Annotated in this window: 15 protein-coding genes and 1 pseudogene; 8 read left to right on the forward strand and 8 right to left on the reverse strand. The window is 63.9% G+C overall.

Features of this window, described 5'->3' with window-relative positions:
* The 8 genes and pseudogenes from B2527_RS10760 to dnaA form a co-directional block, all read right to left on the reverse strand.
* Positions 1–233 (reverse strand): annotated as a pseudogene (locus tag B2527_RS10760) (energy transducer TonB); the annotation flags it as partial.
* 145 nt (positions 234–378) lie between these two features.
* Entirely contained in the window at positions 379–1,572 is a 1,194-nt protein-coding gene (locus tag B2527_RS10765; protein WP_293711828.1) for a tetratricopeptide repeat protein, read from the reverse strand.
* A gap of 131 nt (positions 1,573–1,703) precedes the next feature.
* Positions 1,704–2,510: a M48 family metallopeptidase gene (locus B2527_RS10770; RefSeq protein WP_293711830.1), complete on the reverse strand. Its 807-nt coding sequence runs from the start codon at positions 2,508–2,510 to the stop codon at positions 1,704–1,706.
* Positions 2,511–2,583: 73 nt separating this feature from the next.
* Positions 2,584–3,441, reverse strand: a complete 858-nt coding sequence (locus B2527_RS10775; RefSeq protein WP_293711833.1) for a CPBP family intramembrane glutamic endopeptidase — start codon at positions 3,439–3,441, stop codon at positions 2,584–2,586.
* Positions 3,442–3,517: 76 nt separating this feature from the next.
* A complete protein-coding gene (gyrB, locus tag B2527_RS10780) occupies positions 3,518–5,977 on the reverse strand; it encodes a DNA topoisomerase (ATP-hydrolyzing) subunit B (protein WP_293711835.1) in 2,460 nt (819 codons plus the stop codon).
* A 109-nt stretch (positions 5,978–6,086) separates the two neighbouring features.
* On the reverse strand, positions 6,087–7,187 hold the full coding sequence (gene recF / locus B2527_RS10785) for a DNA replication/repair protein RecF (RefSeq protein ID WP_293711837.1): 1,101 nt from the start codon (positions 7,185–7,187) through the stop codon (positions 6,087–6,089).
* Between the two features lie 1,140 nt (positions 7,188–8,327).
* Entirely contained in the window at positions 8,328–9,425 is a 1,098-nt protein-coding gene (gene dnaN, locus B2527_RS10790) for a DNA polymerase III subunit beta (RefSeq protein ID WP_293711840.1), read from the reverse strand.
* Between the two features lie 316 nt (positions 9,426–9,741).
* Positions 9,742–11,073 (reverse strand): chromosomal replication initiator protein DnaA, encoded by a 1,332-nt coding sequence (dnaA, locus tag B2527_RS10795; protein WP_293711843.1) that lies wholly within the window; start codon positions 11,071–11,073, stop codon positions 9,742–9,744.
* Between the two features lie 252 nt (positions 11,074–11,325).
* Here dnaA and rpmH point away from each other — a divergent pair, with 252 nt between their 5' ends.
* The 8 genes from rpmH (at position 11,326) to B2527_RS10835 (ending at position 21,595) form a co-directional block, all read left to right on the forward strand.
* On the forward strand, positions 11,326–11,466 hold the full coding sequence (gene rpmH, locus B2527_RS10800) for a 50S ribosomal protein L34 (protein WP_006404565.1): 141 nt from the start codon (positions 11,326–11,328) through the stop codon (positions 11,464–11,466).
* Positions 11,467–11,471: 5 nt separating this feature from the next.
* On the forward strand, positions 11,472–11,966 hold the full coding sequence (gene rnpA, locus B2527_RS10805) for a ribonuclease P protein component (protein ID WP_414717071.1): 495 nt from the start codon (positions 11,472–11,474) through the stop codon (positions 11,964–11,966).
* A complete protein-coding gene (gene yidC / locus B2527_RS10810) occupies positions 11,966–13,669 on the forward strand; it encodes a membrane protein insertase YidC (RefSeq protein ID WP_293711946.1) in 1,704 nt (567 codons plus the stop codon). Before rnpA ends, yidC begins: the two co-directional genes overlap by 1 nt.
* A 465-nt stretch (positions 13,670–14,134) precedes the next feature.
* Positions 14,135–16,813 (forward strand): polysaccharide deacetylase family protein, encoded by a 2,679-nt coding sequence (locus B2527_RS10815; RefSeq protein ID WP_293711949.1) that lies wholly within the window; start codon positions 14,135–14,137, stop codon positions 16,811–16,813.
* A 3-nt stretch (positions 16,814–16,816) separates the two neighbouring features.
* Entirely contained in the window at positions 16,817–18,166 is a 1,350-nt protein-coding gene (gene mnmE, locus B2527_RS10820; RefSeq protein ID WP_293711952.1) for a tRNA uridine-5-carboxymethylaminomethyl(34) synthesis GTPase MnmE, read from the forward strand.
* 60 nt (positions 18,167–18,226) lie between these two features.
* Positions 18,227–18,613: a VOC family protein gene (locus tag B2527_RS10825; RefSeq protein WP_293711955.1), complete on the forward strand. Its 387-nt coding sequence runs from the start codon at positions 18,227–18,229 to the stop codon at positions 18,611–18,613.
* 210 nt (positions 18,614–18,823) lie between these two features.
* Entirely contained in the window at positions 18,824–20,437 is a 1,614-nt protein-coding gene (locus B2527_RS10830; RefSeq protein WP_293711958.1) for an ATP-binding cassette domain-containing protein, read from the forward strand.
* Between the two features lie 69 nt (positions 20,438–20,506).
* Entirely contained in the window at positions 20,507–21,595 is a 1,089-nt protein-coding gene (locus tag B2527_RS10835; protein ID WP_414717070.1) for a glycerophosphodiester phosphodiesterase, read from the forward strand.
* Positions 21,596–21,599: the final 4 nt, after the last annotated feature.

Consider the following 21,599-nt stretch of genomic DNA (forward strand, 5'->3'; position numbering starts at 1 on the left):
GGCGGCGGCGGCGGCGGCGGTGGTGGCGGCGGCGGAGCGTCGACCAGCGTCACCATGACATTGCGTTCCTTCTCCGCAGCGGCCTTCGGGGCCACGGCAGGAATCAGAAGCATCATCAGGGCTGCCAAGTGCAGTGCGATTACAAATGCGATACCAGCGATACGGGGCCAGCTCAGACCCTTATCCTTCTGGCTGTCGTCATACCTGTGGTGGAAGACCAGTTGTTCCGTCATGCGCCAAGAACTCTTTAGTGGGGTCGGGGTGGTGGTGGTGGCCACCCCTGATTCAGCGGTGCATGACACCGCAGGAACCTCCAAGCTTATACCAATCCTGACCAGCTGCGCATCTTAAATACAGCTGTTCAGGCGTTATTCCTGCTTACTTCAGGTTGATGATTTTGTTTGCATCTGCCGGGTTTTTGACACCCTTGGCCAATGCGTCACGGGCTGCCTGCTTGGCTTCCGGGATGCGCCCTTCCGAGTGCAGCACCTTGGCCAGATTCAGGTAGGTTTCACCATCCTTGGACAGCGGTGCGGCCTGACGCCATGCCTCGATCGCCTGCGGGATCTGCTCGCTGTAATAGTACGACTGTGCCAGTGCCAGGTAGGTCTGGTAATCCGGCTTGAGGATGCCCTTGGACATGCCCTCGTTGATCACCGCAATGACGTCCCGTTCCTTGTTGTCGGTGTTTGCGTAGATCGAGTACAGCTGCTTGTACTCGCGCTCTTCGGTGAGCTGTCCAGCCGCGCGCAGCTTGTCCATCACTGCTGCAGCCTTGTCCATCTGGTCGGCCTGCATGTACATGCTGGCCAGGTTGAGCTGGGCCTTCTTGTCCGCCGGGTTCTTGGCGGCCAGGGCCTCGGCTTCCTTGACCGCTTCACCGGTCTGGCCGGCTTCGGCATAGGAGGCCATCAGCAGTTGGTTCCAGTTGTCCTTGGGCTCGGGCGAGGCGGCGATGGCCGCCTTCAGCACCGGGATGGCCTCGGCGTACTTTTCGGTCTGGTACAGGGCCTGGCCCTTGATGATCAGTTCTTCCGGCTTGTTCGACTTGGACTCGGCGAAGTACTTGTCCAGGTTGGCCAGGCCTTCGGCGTACTGCTCGTCCTGCAACTGCAGCTGGGCCAGCATCAACAGCGCCTGGTAGTGGCCGTTGTTGTCCAGCTGGTTCAACGTCAGCGCCTGCTGCAGGTACTGCTTGGCACCGGCGTTGTCATCCAGGTTGTAGGCGGCCTGCGAAGCCAGCTGGTTGGCAACGGCCTTGTCGTAATCGTTGGCATCAGCGGCAGCGATGATTTCATCGGCCAGCGTGCGGGTTTCTTCGAATTCCTGCTTGTTGTAGGCGGCGAACAGCTTGTTGAGCTTGCTGCCCATCTTGGACGAAGCCTTGCCCTTGGGATCTTCACGGGTTGCTTCCGGGAACAGCACTTCCGCCTTCTCGCTGCCACGGTTGCCACGGCGCTCGCTACGGTCGGAGGAACGCGACTGGGCCACGGCGTCGGCCACCACCACACCACCCAGGGAGGCGGCGATGAGGACAGAAAGCACGGCTTGCTTATGGCTGCGGAAGATCATGGTTCACCTCGATGGAACCGCCGTGGCGGCAGAATTCGGACTATTCGGAAAGAAACCGAGCACGCAAACGTAGCAGAAATTATTTGACGGAGAAATCACTTCCGTTGGTGTACTGCAACATTTTCCGCTGTTCAACCACACCGAGGCACGATGCCGGACTGCCTAGCCTGCTGATAGACAGGCTGCAAAGCACCTACATCGCGCTGCAATTCGCGGATACGGTTGGCGGGATCCGGGTGGGTGGAAAGCCATTGCGGGGAGCGATTTCCGCTGGCGGCCATCATGTTCTGCCACAGGTTCACCGCCTGTGAGGGGTCGAAACCCGCGCTGGCCATCAGCCGCTGGCCGACCACGTCGGCCTCGCTTTCCTGGGTACGCGAGCCCGGTAACAGGAAAGCCGCCTGCGCGCCCATGCCACCCAACTGGTTGACCGCGCTGGCAGCGGTGTCGCCATAGGCCGCGCCTGCGAGCGCTCCCAGCACGGACAGACCTGTCTGGGCACCCATCTGGCGGGTGATGCGTTCTTCGTGGTGACGGGAGATGACATGGCCGATCTCATGGCCAATCACCGCAGCCAACTGGTCCTGGTTCTTTGCCACGGTGAAAATGCCGGTATTCACTCCCACCTTGCCGCCAGGCAGGGCAAAGGCATTGGGTTCCTTGTCGGCGAAGACCGCCGTTTCCCAACGTACGCCACGGTATTGTTGCGGCAGCTGTGCCACCAGCGCGTTCACCACGCACTGCACATAGGCATTCTGCTTGCCGTCACGGCTGAGGGTTTCCTTGGCCTTGGTTTCCGCGAACGCCTGGGCCCCTAGCTGGTCGAGCTGTTGCTGGCTCACGCCGCCGACAACCTGCTTGCGCCCGGTGGGCGAGGTGGTGGTCGCACAGGCGGCAACCAGCAATGTCATTGCAATGGCCAAGCCAACTGTCTTCATGGCGGATCCCCCAAGGTTCATGGCTGCAGTGTGCGATTGCCTTGCTTAATTTTTCGTCAATCGCTGAACGGGCCTACTGCATGCCGAACAGGATCAGCGCAGCCAACGCGATGGCGTTGTTGATGGCATGCGCGGCAATGGCCGCCCACAGCGTGCCGGTCTTGCGGTAGACCCATGCGAACGCCGCGCCCATGCCGCCGTACACCAGCCAGAGCTGCAGCATTTCCGGCAGGCCATTGGGGCTGGTACCAGGGATCTCATGCACCAGCGCAAATGCGGCGCTGCTCAGCACAATGCCCAGCCCCGGCTTGCCTGCCGCCCATAGGCGCCCGAACAACACACGGCGGAACAGCAACTCTTCGTAGGCAGGCGCCAGCACCACCGCAAACAGCAGCAGGAACAGCGGATAGCCCGCCCAGGCCTGCTGCATCAGATGCAGGTTGGTCGGTTCGGGCTCTATGCCCAGTTGCTTGGCCAGCAGGCTTGCGCCACTGGTGCCGGCAAACACGCAGCCGGCCACCAGCACGATCCAGCCCCAGGTCGAGGCGCGCCGGATGGCCTGCAGCGACTGGCTGCGCTCGGCCGCGCTGGCACGGCGGCGCAGGAAATACAGCGCCAGCGCCGCTCCGCCGGTGGCCACAAGGGCGATCAACATCTGCGCCAACGCACCCGGCGCCCCCATGGCTGAAACCAGCGCCTCGCCGGCCGGCATTGGCAGGCCGTTCTGCTTGGCCTCGCGCACCACTTCCACGCCACGCCACATGCCCCAGACCAGGCTGGAAGCCAGGCTCAACGCCAGCAGGATGCCGACGCCCATCACCAGGTCAAGCAGGAATCCCCCTATCGGCGAACCCGGGCGGGAAGGTGGCAGTGCAGGGGATGCGGCGGTAGCGTTCTGGAGGGGAGTGGAAATCGGCGGAGGTGTGGACATCGCGGATCCGGAGGAGAACAGCAGTGAAAAGAAAACGGGCGCCGGTTGAGGGCGCCCGCTTCGGCTCTTGCCTGGCTCAGATATCCAGGTTCATGACCTTCAACGCGTTGGTTTCGATGAAGTCGCGGCGCGGCTCCACCACATCGCCCATCAGCGTGCTGAAGATCTGGTCCGCTTCCACCGCATCTTCGATGCGGACCTGCAGCAGGCGGCGCGTATCCGGGTTCACCGTGGTATCCCACAGCTGCTCCGGGTTCATTTCACCCAGGCCCTTGAAGCGCTGGATCTGCCGGCCCTTCTTGGCTTCTTCCATCAACCAGGCCTGGGCCTGGGCGAAACCGGTGATCTCACTGCTCTTGTTGCCGCGGTTGATGGTGGCGCCTTCGCGCACCAGCCCATGCAGCAGCTGCGATGCCTGGTGCAGGGCACGCAGTTCACCGGATTCGAACGCGGCCAGCGGCAATACCTGGGTGTGCTCCTCGCCCATGTGGCGACGGGTGACCAACACGGCGGCCGGGCGATGGTCGTTCGGCTCCTGCAGGACCAGGCTGAAACGCGGCGTGCCCAGGCTGCCCTGATTCAGGCGTTTGGCCAGCGCGTCTAGGCCTTCACCTTCACCTGCATTGCGAAGGTGTTCCAGGTCCATCGGGGTGAAATCGACCAGCGCTTCAAGCAGGTTGCGGTCATAGCGGTGGGCGTTGCGCTCAATGGCATCCTGCGCCGAAGCGTAGGTCATCAGCAGCTTTTCCAGTGCCACGCCTTCGATCGGCGGTTCACCGGTGGCCGGGATCAGCGCTGCGTTCTCGACCGCGTTGTTGGCCAGGTAGGCGTCCAGCGCCGGGTCGTCCTTCAGGTACAACTCGGTCTTGCCCTGCTTGATCTTGTACAGCGGCGGCAGGCCGATATACACGTAGCCACGCTCGATCAGCTCCGGCATCTGCCGGTAGAAGAACGTCAACAGCAGCGTACGGATGTGCGCACCGTCGACGTCGGCGTCGGTCATGATGATGATCTTGTGGTAACGCAGCTTGTCCGGGTTGTACTCGTCACGGCCGATGCCGGTGCCCAGCGCGGTGATCAACGTACCCACCTGGTCGGAAGACAGCATGCGGTCGAAACGCGCACGTTCCACGTTGAGGATCTTGCCGCGCAGCGGCAGCACCGCCTGGTTCTTGCGGTTGCGGCCCTGCTTGGCCGAGCCACCTGCCGAGTCACCCTCGACGATGAACAGTTCGGACAGCGCGGGATCCTTTTCCTGGCAGTCGGCCAGCTTGCCCGGCAGGCCGGCGATATCCAGCGCGCCCTTGCGGCGGGTCAGGTCACGCGCCTTGCGCGCGGCTTCGCGCGCACGGGCGGCATCGACGATCTTGCCGGCAATGGCCTTGGCTTCGTTCGGGTTTTCCTGCAGGAACTCTTCGAGCTTCGCGCCGAAGGTGCTTTCCACCGCCGGTTTGACGTCGGAGCTGACCAGCTTTTCCTTGGTCTGGCTGGAGAAGCTGGGGTCGGGCACCTTCACCGACAGCACCGCGATCATGCCTTCGCGCATGTCATCGCCGGTCAGGCTGATCTTGGCCTGCTTGGCCACGCCGTTCTGCTCGATGTAGTTGTTGAGCGTACGGGTCAGCGCGGCACGGAAACCGGCCAGGTGGGTACCGCCGTCCTTCTGCGGAATATTGTTGGTGAAGCAGTACATCGTTTCCTGGTAGGAATCGGTCCACTGCAGCGCCGCCTCGACCACGATGCCGTTGGTTTCGCCGGTCACCGCGATCACGTTCGGATGCAGCGGGGTCTTCACCTGCGCCAGGTGCTCGACGAAGCTCTTGATGCCGCCTTCGTAGTGGTAGTCGTCGCGACGGCCTTCGCCGCGCTCATCGATCAAGGTGATGTTGACACCGGAGTTCAGGAACGACAGCTCGCGCAGGCGGCGGGCAAGGATCTCGTACTGGAACTCGGTGTTGCCGTGGAATGCTTTCTCCGACGGCCAGAAACGCACGGCGGTACCGCGCTTGTCGGTGGCTTCCAGCTTGTTCAACGGGGTGCGCGCTGCACCGTCGCCGTATTCCTGCTGGTAATGCGAGCCGCCCTGGTAGATGTCCAGCATCAGCTTCTGCGACAGCGCATTGACCACGCTGACACCCACGCCGTGCAGGCCGCCGGAAACCTTGTAGCTGTTGTCGTCGAACTTGCCGCCTGCGTGCAGGACGGTCATCACCACTTCGGCAGCAGAGACTTCGCGGTCGAGCTTCTGGCTCATCTGCGCATGCTTGCCGACCGGGATACCACGGCCGTTATCGGACACCGACACCGAGCCGTCAGCGTGGATGGTGACCACCACGTTGTCGGCATGGCCCGCCAGGGCTTCGTCGATGGAGTTGTCGACAACCTCGAACACCATGTGGTGCAGGCCTGTGCCGTCATGCACGTCGCCGATGTACATACCGGGACGCTTGCGAACAGCCTCCAGGCCTTCCAAGGCGGTAATGCTGTTGGCGTCGTAATTGCCGTTGTTGACCGGGGTGTTCTGTTCTTCGCTCATTGCGCTTGCCGTAGGCTCCGCAGGTCATGCGCCGTTCCGTGGAACGGGCATGAGAGATAGGGGATGACGTTCCGATTATACCTGCCGGGGGAACTTCCGCCCTGAAGGCTCAGTTCACCGCCGTGATTGCGCCATGTTCCACGTGGAACACTGCCGCCGGACGCAGTTCGTCCTGCAGCGCGGCCGGGGTTTCAGTAGCGGTGATGAAAATCTGCGCAGGCGTCGCCGACAGGTAGTGCAGCACGCGCTGCTGGTGGTTGCGGTCCAGCTCCGAGCCCAGGTCGTCCAGTGCAATCACCGGCCATTCCCCACGCTGGCTGGCGTAGTCATCGGCCTGGCCCAGCAGGCAGGCGAGGGCCGTGAGCTTGGCTTGGCCGCGCGACAGCGCATCCCGACCGGGAATGTGGGCGAAACCCACACTCCAATCGGCCCGGTGCGGTCCTACCGAGGTGTAGCCGGCATTGCGGTCCCGTTCGCGGGCCAGCAGCAGGGCGTCGCCCAGGGACATTTCGTGCCGGCGCCAGCCGGGCTGCAGCTCCAATGCGTTCAATTGCAGCCCCGGCGCCAGATCCGCCGCAATCGCGACCGCCCGGTCCTGCAGCCGCTCCAGATAGTGCTGGCGGCGGGACGTGAGGGGAGCGCCTGCTTCAGCCAGCTCCCAATCCCAGGCATCGAGCTGTTTTCCGGGCGCGCCCATCTTCAACAAAGCATTGCGTTGCTTCAAAGCGCGGGTATAGCGCCGCCACAGGGGAAGAAAGTCAGGTTCCACGTGGAACAATCCCCAATCAATGAAGCGGCGGCGCGGTTCGCTGCCCCCACTGACCAGGGCGTGGCTGCCGGGTTCAAAGGTCACCACCGCCAGCGCTGCGCAAAGATTGCCCAATTGCGGCACATCTTCCCCGTCCAAGCGGCCTTTCCAGGCCTGTCCGCTGTGGCGCAGGCCCGCCCGCCGGGTGGAAACGCCCAGTTCTGCGTCGTTGCGCTCCTGCCATTCGACAAAAACGTCCAGATCGTCGGCGCCATTCTGCACCAGGCCATCGCGAACGCGGCCGCGAAAGCTGCGGCCATAGGCCATCAGATGCAGGGCCTCCAGCACGCTGGTCTTGCCCGCGCCGTTGGCGCCGGTGATCAGATTGATGCCGGGGCGTGGAGCAAGCTCCACCGAATCGAACCGACGCAGGCGGTTCAAGGCAACACGGACGATATGCATTGAGGCTCGACAGAAAACGACGCAAGCACGGAGGCATGGCTGGCCCTGCGCAGCTTAAAGCATCCGTCGCCATCCATCAGCGAGCGTGCCACGTGGAACAAGCGCTCATTTCTTCAAATCTGAAGCGCGCACAGGGGGACTGCCCTGCAGATTTCAAGAAATCCGCGCTGTTTTTAGAACGGGATAGGTCGGGGCACAAACCCTGTGTATAAGTGGGGCAATCTGTGGATAAAAAGGGCTCATTTCTTCCAGAGCGTTCTTATCCCGAGATATCCACAGGCTGGAAGCCCACTTTTACAGGGGGTTTCAGCAACAATAATTCAAAGTAAAACAATAACTTAAGCTAGTTTTACATAAAATCTGCTCCTACCATCACCACCAAGCTTTTGATTTATTCTCAGATTTAAAGCATAGAGCTGAGAAAAACGGCAGCCAGAAACGGCCAAAAGCCGGGGCTTGGATTTCTCGAATTCTGGAGACGAGACGGCTGCCCTGGGTTTCAGATTTCACGAAATTCGCAGTGTGCTGCCGCCGGCTGACCGAGGGAGTGTGCTCACGCGTCTGGACGGTTGGCTCGCCAGGCCAGATTTCTTGAAATCTGATTAGCCTCCCAGGGATTAGTGCCGTGGATTTCACGGTTTGAACGCTGATTCCCATGCCCTTGATCCGTTGATGGCATGGATTCAAGCCAAGGACTGAGCCAACTGGGCCAGATGCAGGGAAGCCCTGGCCGCGGCGAAGGTGTTCAACAGCGCCGGCAACGAAAACCGTCACGAACTTGGAGGGCTGAAGCAAACCCGAGATAGCGAGACCCGCTGGCGGACAGGTGACTGGGATCTGGCAGATCTCCGAAAACGGATCCGAGATTCTGCCGGGCCTGCGTTATCCGAAGGGCAGGGCAGCCTTGGACTACGCGCCAGACTGCGGCATTGCCGGAAAGTCGAACGTACCCCGGGCTTTGCGCAGCAACTGCTTTCAACAGCTGCCGGCCCCGCTTCGCCAGAAGCTGGGAAACGCGGATAGGGAATACAAAGATCATGGCGCGACATGGTGGTTCCACGTGGAACCTGGCGCAGGATAGAGGCCACAAAAAAGCCCGGCATTGCGCCGGGCTTTCGTGTTCCACGTGGAACCTGCAGGTCAGAGACGCAGCGGCATCACCACATGACGCGACTTCTCGCTGCTGGCTTCGCGCACCAGCGCCGAGGAGTTGGAGTCGCGCAGCTGGATGACCACATGCTCGTCGCGCAATGCCGACAAGGCGTCCAGCAAGTAGTTCACGTTGAAGCCAATGGCCAGATCGCTGACCTGGGTGTCGGCTTCGATTTCTTCCTGGGCTTCTTCCTGCTCCGGGTTGTGCGCGCTGATCTTGAGCTGGCCCGGGGTCACTTCGACGCGAACGCCGCGGTACTTCTCGTTGGAGAGAATTGCCGCACGCTGTAGCGAAGCGCGCAGGGTTTCGCGCTCAACCTTCACTTCGCGATCGGCGCCGATCGGAATCACCGCCTCGTAATCCGGGAAACGGCCGTCGATCAGCTTCGAGGTGAAGGTGACATCGTCGCGCTTGACGCGGACATGGCTGCGGCCGACTTCCAGTTCGACTTCGCGGTCGCCGCCTTCCAGCAGGCGTTGCAGCTCGGTAACGCCCTTGCGCGGCACGATGATCTGGCGCTTGCCGGTGCCGTTTTCCAGTTCGGTCTCGCACAACGCGAGGCGGTGGCCATCGGTGGCCACGCAGCGCAGCGTCTTGTCGCGCAGATCGAACAACAGGCCGTTGAGGTAATAGCGGACGTCCTGCTGCGCCATTGCAAATGCAGTGCGCTCGATCAGCTCCTTCAACGCGGACTCGGCAACGGCCACACGCTCGGTGGCTTCAACCTCGTCTACCGACGGGAAATCATTGGCCGGCAAGGTGGCCAGGGTGAAGCGGCTGCGGCCGGCCTGGACGGTGATCTTTTCGCCCGTCTGCGAGACGGTGATGCGGCTGCCGTCGGGCAGGGCGCGGATGATCTCGAACAGCTTGCGGGCCGGAATCGTGGTTTCGCCATCCTGGGCATCTTCGACCGCAATGCGGGAGACCATTTCAACTTCCAGGTCGGTACCGGTCAGCGAAAGCTGGCCGCCCTGGACCTGGACGAGGAAATTGGCCAGAACCGGCAGAGTCTGGCGGCGTTCAACCACGTTGACGACCTGGGCCAACGGCTTGAGAAAGGCTTCGCGCTGCAGTGTGAAACGCATGTGGTTTCGTGCCCCTATGCTTTTAAAAGATGTGGGTTAAATCAAAAGCTTGGTGGTGCTGGTAGAGCCAGATTTGGTTTAAAACACACCCAAGTGTTTGTTTTCAAAGGGTTTAAATGCATCGAAACCCTCTGTATTACTGCCCCGGAAGGGGTGGGTGAAGCTGTGGATAAGTTTTCCGGTTTTGCAGGCCGCTTTTTTATCCACAACTTTCCCAACGTCTACCCCCGAATGATGCACCGTTTTGTGCGATGACGCCTGTGTGGCGTCGATGCATCATTCGTCCGGCTTCTTCCCACCCCGGTGTACCGATGGCTTATTCGCTGAGCTTCCTGATGAGCTTGTCCCAGTCCTCGCGCAGCTTGCCGTCGGTTTCCATCAGCGTGCGGATCTGGCGGCAGGCATGAAGCACCGTGGTGTGGTCACGGCCAGCAAAGGCGTCGCCGATTTCCGGCAGGCTGTGCTCGGTCAGCTCCTTGGTCAGCGCCATCGCCACCTGGCGCGGCCGCGCCAGCGAACGGGTGCGGCGCTTGGACAGCAGATCCTTGATCTGCAGGCCGTAGTAGTCGGCAACCGTTTTCTGGATGTTGGGGATACTGATGGCCTGCTGCTGGGCACGCAGCAGGTCGCGCAGGGTTTCCTGGGCAAACTCGGTGGTGATCGCGCGGCCGGTGAAATTGGCGCGGGCGGTCAGGGTGTTGAGGGCCCCTTCCAGGTCACGCACGTTGGAGCGCATCTTCTTTGCGATCAGGAAAGCCACGTCATCCGGGATCTCGGCACCGCGCTCGCGGGCCTTGGCCAGCACGATGGCAGCACGGGTCTCGAAATCGGGCGGCTCGATCGCCACCGACAGGCCCCAGGCCAGGCGCGATTTCAGGCGTGCTTCCAGACCTTCGACCTCACGCGGGTAGCGGTCGCAGGTCAGGATGATCTGCTGCTTGCCGTCGAACAGGGCATTGAAGGTGTGGAAGAACTCTTCCTGGGTGCGGTCCTTGCCGGCGAAGAACTGGATGTCGTCGATCAGCAGCGCGTCCACCTGCTGGAACTGGCGCTTGAACTGGTCCATGGTTTTTTCCTGCAGCGCACGGATCATCGCGCTGAAGAACTGTTCCGAACGCAGGTACAGCACCTTGGCCGCCGGGTTGGCCTGGCGCATCGCATTGCCGGCTGCCAGCATCAGGTGGGTCTTGCCCAGGCCGGTGCCGCCGTACAGCAGCAAGGGGTTGTGGGCACGGTCGCCGGGTTTCTGTGCCGCCTGGAAGGCAGCGGCCAGGCCCAGCTGGTTGCTGCGGCCTTCGACGAAATTGGTGAAGGTGTAGTGGGCGTCGAGGTTGCCGTTGAACGGCACCACCGGCGCCGATACCACAGCACTGCTCGAGGGGGCCGGGGCCGGCGGCGCCGGTTCGGGCGCGCGCGGTCGCGAACCGATTTCCAGCATTACCTCGCTGAAACCGGCGAAATGGGCAAGCAGTTCACTGATGCGGGACAGGTAGCGCTCGCGCACCTGCTCGACAATGAAGGCATTGGGCGCGTACAGCACCAGACTGTCGGCGCGTTGGTCGGCCTGTAGCGGCTTCAACCAGGTGTGGACATCTTCGGGCGGGAATTCCGCCTCGAGACGTTCTAGGCAAAGTGACCAGGCATCCATCAGAAATAATCGTCAAAGGCCTGTGCGCCGGGCGCGGAACGCCGCCTGGCCACAAGCCGGAAAAGGAAAAGTGGATGGCGCAGACTACCACCGCCGGGCCAAACCGGGAATGCTTGTCCCGAATTTATTCACAGGCTCATCCACAAGATGTACACCGGCCTGTGGATATCGTCCTCAGCCAATAGTTGACGGCACCCCGGATGGGTCTATAGAATTTCCGGTTCTTTCCGTCCACTTCATACAGGTGCCCCAATGGCCACCAAGCGCACGTTCCAGCCCAGCAACCTCAAGCGCAAGCGCGATCACGGTTTCCGTGCTCGTATGAAGACCGCCGACGGCCGCAAGATCCTGTCGCGTCGCCGCGCCAAGGGCCGCAAAGTCCTCAGCGCTTGATTGCGTTGCCGCGTGAAGCGGCAAGCGCAACACCGATCGTGATCAGTACCTGCCCGCGCAAGCGATTCCCTCGCTCTGCGCGGGTTCGTACGCGTGCCGAATATACAACGGTCTTCAACGGCGCCCGCCGTGTATCCGATCCCTTGATGACACTCCACTGGTTGAAAGGGGATAGCCCCGCTCGACTGGGTTTGGCTGTGTCGCGCAAGGTGGATACGCGTGCGGTCGGTCGTAACCGTATCAAGCGTGTGTTGCGGGATGCAACACGCCACCTGCGGTCGTGCCTGAAAGGTGGCGATTACGTCATCGTGGCCCGGTCGGCGGCCAAGACCGCCAGCAATCAACAGATCCGTGAGGCGTTCGAGCGCTTGCTGCGCCGCGCCGGCGCATTGCCCCCTGTAGCTGCGGGCGGCACAATGCCGCCGCACGAGGGCGCTGACGCCCCTCTTCCTTTGAACGTACCGGATACTTCTTCCGGTCGAGCCGAGCCTGCCTGCTGATGAACCAGACCCGCGTATTCCTGATTTTTGCCTGGCTGATGGTAGCCGTGCTGCTGTGGATGGAATGGGGTCGCGAGAAGAACGCGCCGGACCCGGCCACCGTTGCAGCCACCCAGCCCGCCGTACCTGCCGCCACCGATGCCGACCTGGCACCGCCGCCGGCGGGCAACGTGCCGCAGGCAAACGTGCCAGGGCAGGCCCCGGCCGCCACAGCCAGCGTTGAAGCGGCCACCGCCGCGCCGCGCGTGACGGTCACCACCGACGTGCTCAAGCTGGTGCTGGATGGTCGCAGCGTGCTCGACGCCGATCTGCTGCAGTTCCCGCAGACCAAGGCTGCCGGCAGCCCGCCGGTACAGCTGCTCACCGAAGACAAGGCCCATCCTTATAGTGCGACCGCCGGTTGGGCCAGCCAGTCCAACGCGCCGGTGCCGGGTGCCAGCGGCTTCCAGCCTGTGCAGGGCAGCACCGAGGTGGTGTTGGCTGAAGGCCAGGACCAGGTGCAGGTACCGTTTGTCTGGAGCGGCCCGAACGGCGTCAGCATCCATCGCACCTTTACCTTCAAGCGTGGCGATTACGCCATCGGCGTGAAGGATGAAGTCGTCAATGCCGGCACCGCGCCGTGGCAGGCCTATGTGTTCCGCAAGCTTGACCGCGTGCCGACCATTGTCACCCGCGGCATGACCAACCCGGATTCCTTCAGCTTCAACGGCGCCACCTGGTACAGCCCGGAAGAGGGCTATGAGCGCCGCGCGTTCAAGGACTACCTGGACGACGGCAACCTCAACCGCACCATCACCGGTGGTTGGGCGGCGATGCTGCAGCACCATTTCTTCACCGCGTGGATCCCGCAGGCCGACCAGGCCGCGCTGTACCTGCTCTCGCAGAACGGCCCGCGCAATGTGATTGAAACCCGTGGCCCCGGCTTCACCGTGGCGCCGGGCCAGAAGGTCAGCACCGAGGCGCGCCTGTGGGTGGGCCCGAAGCTGGTCAACCAGATTGCCAAGGAAGACGTGAAGGGCCTGGACCGCGTGGTCGATTACAGCCGCTTCTCGATCATGGCCATCATCGGCCAGGGCTTGTTCTGGGTGATGAACCAGGTGCACAAGCTGGTCGGCAACTGGGGCTGGGCCATCATCGGCCTGGTGATCCTGTTGAAGATGGCGTTGTTCCCGCTGGCCAATGCGCAGTTCAAGTCGCAGGCCAAGATGCGCAAGTTCCAGCCGCGCATCGCGCAGCTGAAGGAGCGCTACGGCGACGACAAGCAGAAGTTCCAGACCGCAATGATGGAGCTGTACAAGAAGGAGAAGATCAATCCGCTGGGTGGCTGCCTGCCGCTGCTGATCCAGATGCCGATCTTCTTCGCCCTGTACTGGGTGCTGGTGGAATCGGTGGAACTGCGCCAGGCACCGTGGCTGGGCTGGATCCAGGATCTGACCGCGCGTGACCCGTACTTCATCCTGCCGATCATCAACATCGCGGTGATGTGGTTCACCCAGAAGCTGACCCCGGCTGTGGGCATGGACCCGATGCAGCAGAAGATGATGCAGTTCATGCCGCTGGTATTCGGCGTGATGATGGCCTTCATGCCGTCCGGCCTGGTCCTGTACTGGGTGGTCAACGGCGGCCTGAGCCTGCTGCAGCAGTGGTGGATGATCAAGAAGCACGGCGAAGACGCGCCGAGCAAGGTGATCGAAGCCAAGTAAGCAAAAGCCCGCCGCAAGGCGGGCTTTTCGCATGTGGGGGAGGCGACCGTAGCCCGGGTAAGCGCAGCGCACCCGGGAAGCAGGAAGCAATGGATTTCGCCGGCGCCGCTCCAACAGTCCCGGGTGCGCTGTGCTTACCCGGGCTACGAGGCTGGGCCAGATCACGGGGAACCGGCCAGTTGGCCATCTGTAGGAGCCGCGCCGCAGAAGTCCTCGGTATTTGTGCCATCGGGTGTTGCACCTGCGTCGCGGCTGACGCCGCACCCCCACACAACGGAACCGTAGCCCGGGTAAGCGGAGCGCACCCGGGAAGCAGGAAACCAATGGATCTTGCCGGCGCCGCGTCAACAGCCCCGGGTGCGCTGCGCTTACCCGGGCTACGGTGCTACGTGCAACTGAAACGTGGACGCTGGCAGGTGGCGGTAGAATCACCACGTCTGCTGCACCTCCCACCCCGAGCCTGCCATGCCCCGTTCGTTGTCGCGCCGCCTGACCTTGCCTGCCGTGTTGCTTGCCGCGCTGACGCTCGTGGGTTGCTCCGATCAGAAGGAAGCAGCTACCGCCACGCCAACGCAGGCCAGTGCACAGGCCGCCGCCGCGGCAAATCCGGCGGCAGCGCCGTTGTTGACTGCATTGCAGAAACAGTTGGACGGGCACCGCCGTATCGTCGTGTTGCTGGCCGACGAAGCGCAGCAATCGCCGGCCGACCGCCAGACCTCCAGCCGCATTGGCCAGCAGCTGTTCCATGACGGGTTGGAGCAGCGTCAGGCCATCGCCGCGCAGTTCGACGCCTTGCTGCGCGATCCCAGCCCGCAGCGCTTCGCTACCCTGGGCACGGTGCTGGATTACATCGAATCCTCGCCCGAGCTCTACGATGCAGACCGCCTGGCTTTCCGCGAAATACTGCGCGAACTGCATCAACGCGTCGGCGCGGACTCCTCGCTACCAGCGGTAAAGCTGCACCAGCGTATCGGCGAAGACCTGGACGCACTCGACGAGATCGAGCGCAACTACAACCAGGAACTGACCCGTATCTTCAGCCGCTTCGAACGCACCCGTGCGGTCGAACTCAAGCGCGAGAAGTGGGACGACTATGTCGCCCACCTCAACACGCTGTACACCCGCGACGCCATCCTGCGCGACTTCGGCGTGATCGAGCCCTACCCGATGTCGATGCAGGACAGCGACCGCGAAATCTTCGGCCGCGACCTGCCCGCCAAGACCGTGGTGCTGACCTTCGACGATGGCCCGCACAAGGCCTATACCGATGAAGTCGTCGCCATCCTGCAGCGCTATGACGTGCCGGGCGTGTTCTTCGAAGTGGGCCGCAATCTCGGTGCGGTCGAGGCCGATGGCAAGGTCAAACTCGGGCCGATGGCCGGCATCAGCCGCAGCCTGATGGAGCATGGCTATGCGGTCGGCAATCACAGCCTGACCCACGCGCAGCTCTCGCGCACCACCGGCGATGCGCTGCGCCAGCAGGTGCTCGATACCGACACCTTGCTCAAGGGTGTGGATGCCAAGCGCGCACCGCTGTTCCGCTTTCCGTATGGCGCGCGCAATGCCGAAGGCCTACAGCTGCTCAACGAAGCCGGGCTGAAATCCATCATGTGGAACATCGACTCGATGGATTGGGCCGACCCGGTGCCCGAATCCATCGTGCAGCGCGTGGTCGACCAGGTGCAGAAGGAACAGCGCGGCATCATCCTGTTCCATGACATCCACGACCGCGCGGTGAAGGCGCTGCCGCAGATCCTCGACAAGCTGATTGCCGATGGCTACCAGTTCGCCGGCTGGAACGGCCGTGATTTCAGCGTCAGCCGTGCGCGCAAGGGCGCGGCCGCTGATACCACGGTCACCACCGGCTACGAAAAATCCTGGGCCATCGTCATTGGCATCGATGACTACGCCAAATGGCCCAAGCTCGAATATGCCGGCCGTGACGCGCAGTCCATTGCTGACACGCTGACCGGCCAGTTCGGCTTCCCGTCCTCGCAGGTGATCGTGCTGAAGAACCAGCAGGCCACCCGCAACAACATCCTGGCCGCCTTCCACGACCGCCTGGCCGATGAGCGCACCGGCAAGAACGACCGCGTGTTCGTGTTCTTCGCCGGCCACGGTGCCACCCGCCAGCTCGCCTCCGGCCGCGACCTCGGCTACATCATTCCGGTGGACTCGGACCCGAACGAATTCGCCACCGATGCGATCGCGATGACCGACATCCAGAACATCGCCGAGAGCATGCAGGCCAAGCACGTGCTGTTCGTGATGGATGCCTGCTACAGCGGCTTGGGGCTGACCCGCGGCGGCAGTTCGTCGTCCTTCCTGCGCGAGAACGCACGCCGCAGCGCGCGGCAGATGCTGACCGCCGGTGGTGCCGACCAGCAGGTCGCCGACAGCGGCCCGAACGGCCATTCGGTATTCACCTGGGTGCTGCTGCAGGCCCTGGCCGGCAAGGGCGACCTCAATGGCGATGGCCTGATCACCGGCACCGAGTTGGCTGCGTATGTGGCGCCGGCGGTGTCGGCGGTATCGCGGCAGACCCCGGCCTTTGGCAGCCTGCCCGGTTCGCAGGGCGGCGAGTTCGTGTTCCAGGTGCCGGACAGCCAGGAATTCCTCAACGCCGATACCCGCCAGCTCTCGGCTGACGCCATCGCCCTCAATACTCGTGTCGATGCCGTGCAGGATGCCAAGCCTGCAGGCAAGACAGAGGCGCCAGTGACGGTTGCCGATCTGCAGGGCGGCAAGAGCACCCTGGTGGTGCCGGCCGCGGTACCGACCTCGGACCGGCAGCGCGCGCAGCAGGCCAATGATCGCGGCCTGCAGCTCTACCGCGAGAAGCGCTACGACGAGGCGGTGGCGCAGTTCACCGAAGCCTTGAAGCTGCGTCCGGACTTCGCCCAGGCGGCGAACAACCTCGGCTTCGTCTATTACCGCCAGCAGCGCTATGCCGAAGCTGCACGCTGGCTGGAGAACACCTTGAAGATCGATCCCTCGCGCGCGGTGGCCTACCTGAATCTTGGCGACGCCTACTTCAATGCCGGCGACAAGGCCAAGGCCAAGCAGGCCTATACCACCTACCTGGAGTTGCAGCCGCAAGGCAGCGGCGCCGCCCAGGCCCGCGCGCAACTGCAGAAGCTGTAAGCCATGAGCGACGTGTCCACAGCCCAGACCATTGTTGCCATCGCCAGCGGCGCTGCTGCCGGCGGCGTTGGCATGCTGCGTGTCTCCGGTCCGCAGTCACTGCGGATTGCCGTTGCATTGGGTTGTGCACAGCTCAAGCCGCGTCACGCCCACTACGCCAGGTTCCGCGATGACGCAGGCGAGGTCATCGACGACGGCATTGCCCTGTACTTCCCCGGCCCGCGCAGCTTTACCGGCGAGGACGTGGTGGAGCTGCAGGGCCACGGCAGCCCGGTGGTGCTGCGCCAGCTGCTGGCCCGCTGCATCGAACTGGGCGCGCGCCAGGCCCGCGCCGGTGAGTTCAGCGAGCGGGCCTTCCTCAACGGCAAGCTCGACCTGGCCCAGGCCGAAGCCATCGCCGACCTGATTTCCGCTGGCGACGTACGCGCCGCCCGCGCCGCTCGCCGCTCGCTCGATGGCGTGTTCTCACACCGTGTGGAAGAAGTAGGCGAGCAACTGGTGCGGCTGCGCATCCATGTTGAAGCTGCCATCGACTTCGCCGACGAACCGCTGGACACGTTGGGCGGCGCGCAGGTGCGCGCCGGCATCGAACAGGCCAAGGCTTTGCTGGCGCAGCTGCGCATCGACGCCGAGCGCGGCCGCAAGCTGCGCGATGGCCTGCATGCGGTGCTGATCGGGCCGCCGAATGCCGGCAAGAGCTCGCTGCTCAATGCATTGGCTGGCAGCGAGCGGGCAATCGTCACCGATATCGCCGGCACTACCCGCGACACCTTGCGCGAGACCATCCGCATCGACGGCCTGGAGCTGGAACTGGTCGACACCGCTGGCCTGCGCGAAGGCGGTGACGCCATCGAACGCGAAGGCATGCGCCGCGCCCGCGCCGAGATGCAGCGCGCCGACCTGGCCATCGTCGTGCTCGATGCCCGTGATCCGGAGGCGGGCAGGGCCGCGATTGGCGATGCCGCCGCACAGGCCACTCGCCAACTGTGGATACACAACAAGTCCGATCTGCTGTCGCAGTGGCCGCAGGAGTTGGGCGAAGACAGCATTGCCCTGTCTGCTGCCAACGGCCAGGGCCTGGAGCAGCTGCATGCACGCCTGCGCGAGATCGCCAGCCACGGTGCGGGCGAGGGCATGCAGGGCGAGTTCTCCGCGCGCCTGCGCCATGTCGAAGCGCTGGCCCTGGCCAGCGAACACCTCGACGCGGCCGATGGGCAACTGCACTACGACCAGCTGGAACTGGCTGCCGAGGAACTGCGGCTGGCGCATGATGCGCTCGGCGAAATCACCGGCCGCATGACCGCTGATGATCTGCTGGGCAGGATTTTTTCGAGCTTCTGTATCGGCAAATGATGCTGGCCTGAAGTGAACGGCCCGCAGGGGCCAGGCAACGCAATAGTCAGGAGGTAGTTGATGTTTTCGCACATCGTGGTGGGGGCAAATGACATCGAAGCGTCCAAGGCGTTCTACGACGCGCTGCTTGCCACGCTCGGCGCCAAGCCGGGCTTCATCGATCCCAAGGGCAATATCGTGTATCGCCACGGCGGCGCGCTGTTGATCGTCGGCCACCCGCGCAATGGCGAACCGGCCACGCATGCCAACGGCGGCACGATCGGCTTCAGCTGTGCCAGCGCGGACGTCGTGGATGCCTGGCACGCGGCAGGTGTCGGCAATGGCGGGGTGAGCGTGGAAGACCCGCCGGGGCCGCGGCAAAGCCCGTTCGGCCCGCTCTACCTGGCCTATCTGCGTGATCCGGCCGGCAACAAGCTGTGCGCCACCCACCGCCCGGCGCAGGCCTGAGCATGGTTTTCCCCACTGGCGGCGCGGCTGTGGACGCGCCGTCAGTTACTGACAGTTCGGTCTGCCCCCGGTAGTCTTGGCGCCGTTACGGGATTCCCCCGCCAACGGAGTCGGTCCAATGCGCCATTGATGCCACCGTCTTGAAGACGGTCCCAATCACTCCCTGCTGCCGATGGCGGCCGGGTGCTTCGGGCATCGATGGAAAACCGCATGACAACTCCCCTCTCGGTGACGCTGGACAGCGTCGCGTGGCACACGCCCGATGGGCGCTGCCTGTTCTCCAACCTCACGGCACAGTTCGACAACCGCATTACCGCGCTGGTCGGGCGCAATGGCGTGGGCAAAAGCGTGCTGGCCCAGTTGTTGGCCGGGCAGCGCACACCCAGCGCCGGCCGCTGCCGGCGTATTGGCCGCGTCCACTATCTGGCCCAACAGGTGCAGGTACTGCCGGGGCAACGCGTTGCAGAGCTGGCGGGAGTGGCCGGGGTGCTGGATGCCTTGGCCCGTATCCGCGCAGGCAGCACGGCACAGGTGGACTTCGACCAGGTGGGCGAGCAATGGACGCTGGCTGAAACCCTGCAGCAGGCGCTGGCCGATGCCGGGCTGGAGGGCGTGGATGCCGACACGCCGGTGGATCACCTCAGTGGTGGCCAATGCATGCGCGTAGCCCTGGTGGGAGCGCTGCTGCAGCCGGCCGAGCTGCTGATCCTGGATGAGCCCAGCAACCATCTGGATCTGGCCGGCCGGGAGTGGTTGCTGGCACAGCTGTTGGCGCGCGGGCAGGGCGTATTGCTGGTCAGCCATGACCGCCTGTTGCTGCAGCATGTGCAACGGGTGCTGGAGCTGGGCCCGCAGGGGCTGCGCAGTTATGGCGGCAACCACGCCTTCCATGCCGCGGTGCGCGAGGCAGAGCAGGCCGCCGCCGCCGAGCTGCTGCAGCAACGCCGGCATGCCCAGCGCAAGGGTGAACAGGTGCTGCGTGAGCAGCGGCAGCGGCTGGAACAACGCAGCGCGCGTAGCAGCCGCGCCGCTGCCAATGCCAACCAAGCGCCGATCCTGCTGGGCCTGCAACAGCAACGCGCCGAGGCCAACACCGGCAGGGCCAGGCAGGCCTTGCAGGAGCGCCAGCAACAGTTGCAGGCCGCCACCGTCGCGGCACTGGCCGGTATCGAGGCGGCCGCGCCGGTACTGCTGCAACCCGCGCTCGACGGCAACGGGCCGGAGTGGGTCCTGCGCTGCGACAACCTGCAGTTGCCGCATGTTGCCGGGCCGCTGCGTACGCTGGACTTCGCATTGCGGCGCGGTGAACGGATGGCGATCACTGGCGCCAACGGCAGTGGCAAATCGACCCTGTTGAAGGTGATTGCCGGGCAGCTGCCCGCCGTGGCTGGCAGCTGCAGCGTGCAGGTACCGCTGGCCGTGCTTGACCAGAATCTGCAGCAATTGGCGCCCGCCCACAAGGCCGTGCAGGCATTGCGGGAGCGCAATCCGCTGCTGCCCGAGGGCGAGCTGCGCAGTCGTCTTGCCCTGCTGGGGCTGGATGCGGCCCTGGTGCAGCTGCCCAATGTCCAGCTCAGTGGCGGCCAGCGCCTGAAGCTGGCGCTGGCCTGCGCACTGTACGCAGAACCTCCGGCACAGCTGCTGCTGCTCGATGAACCCGGCAACCACTTGGACCTGCCTGCCCTGCGCGCGCTGGAGCAGCTGCTTTGCCAGTACCGGGGCAGCCTGCTGGTGGTCTCGCATGACGAGGCCTTCCTGCAGGCCATCGGCGTGCACAGCCGGCTGCATGCCGGTGACCAGGGCTGGCGGCTGCAGCGCGACTGAGGGCGTCTTTCTTCGCGCGGTCACATGCGGCGGTCACACTGGGCACCTTTCGTGATTGGAGTAACGGCAGTGCGAAGCTGGGCGTGGTTGGTGGCGGTAGGCGTGGGCGTGGCATCCTGCTGGGCAATGGAAACCTCGGCCGCCCCTGCCTATCCCAACGTGCCGGTGTATGCACATCGCGGTGCCAGCGCGCTGCTGCCGGAACACACCCTGGCCGCTTATGCACAGGCCATCAGCGACGGCGCCGATTACATCGAGCCGGACCTGGTGATGAGCAAGGACGGGGTGATGGTGGCCCGGCATGAGAACGAGATCGGCTCGACCACCGATGTGGCCAGCCATCCGGAGTTTGCGGATCGCCACACCCGCAAGCAGATCGACGGGCAGACGGTGGAAGGCTGGTTCACCGAAGACTTCACCGTTGCCGAGCTCAAGACCCTGTACGCGCGCGAGCGCCTGCCGCAGATCCGCAGCACCGCCTTTGATGGCCAGTTCCGCATCGCCACCCTGGACGAGATCATCAGCTTCCTGGTGCAGCAGGCTGGCCGCGCCAAGCGCGGCATCGGCCTGGCGCCGGAGATCAAGCACGGCAGCTACTTCCAGGGCATCGGCCTGCCGATGGAAGACAAGCTGCTGGCCAGCCTGCAGGGCAACAGCTACACCAAGGTCGCGCCGATCCTGCTGCAATCCTTTGAAACGGCGAACCTGCGACAGATCCGCGGCAAGCTGGGCAGCACCAGCAACATCCGCCTGCTGCAGCTGATCGATGCCGGCGACGACCGACCGGCCGACGTGGCACTGGCCGGCGGCAGCCTGACCTATGCACAGATGATGACCCCGGCCGGGCTGCGCGACATCGCCGGCTACGCCGATGCGATCGGGGTGGAACGACGCGCGCTGCTGCCCCTGGATGCCCAAGGCCAACTGGGCACGCCCACGCCGCTGATTGCCGACGCGCATACCGCTGGCCTGCAGGTGGTCGCCTACAGTTTCCGCCCGGAGAATCCGTTCCTGCCGCCGGCCCTGCGCCAGGGGGCGGAGAACGCCCGCAACCCGGAGGCCGCCGTGACTGAAATGCGGGCCTACCTGCAGGCCGGCATCGATGCCTTCTTCACCGATGACCCGGCGCTGGGGCGGCGCGCGGTGGACGGGACCTGAGCGA

The organism is Stenotrophomonas sp. UBA7606, from assembly GCF_002477705.1.
In the GTDB taxonomy this organism is placed as follows: domain Bacteria; phylum Pseudomonadota; class Gammaproteobacteria; order Xanthomonadales; family Xanthomonadaceae; genus Stenotrophomonas.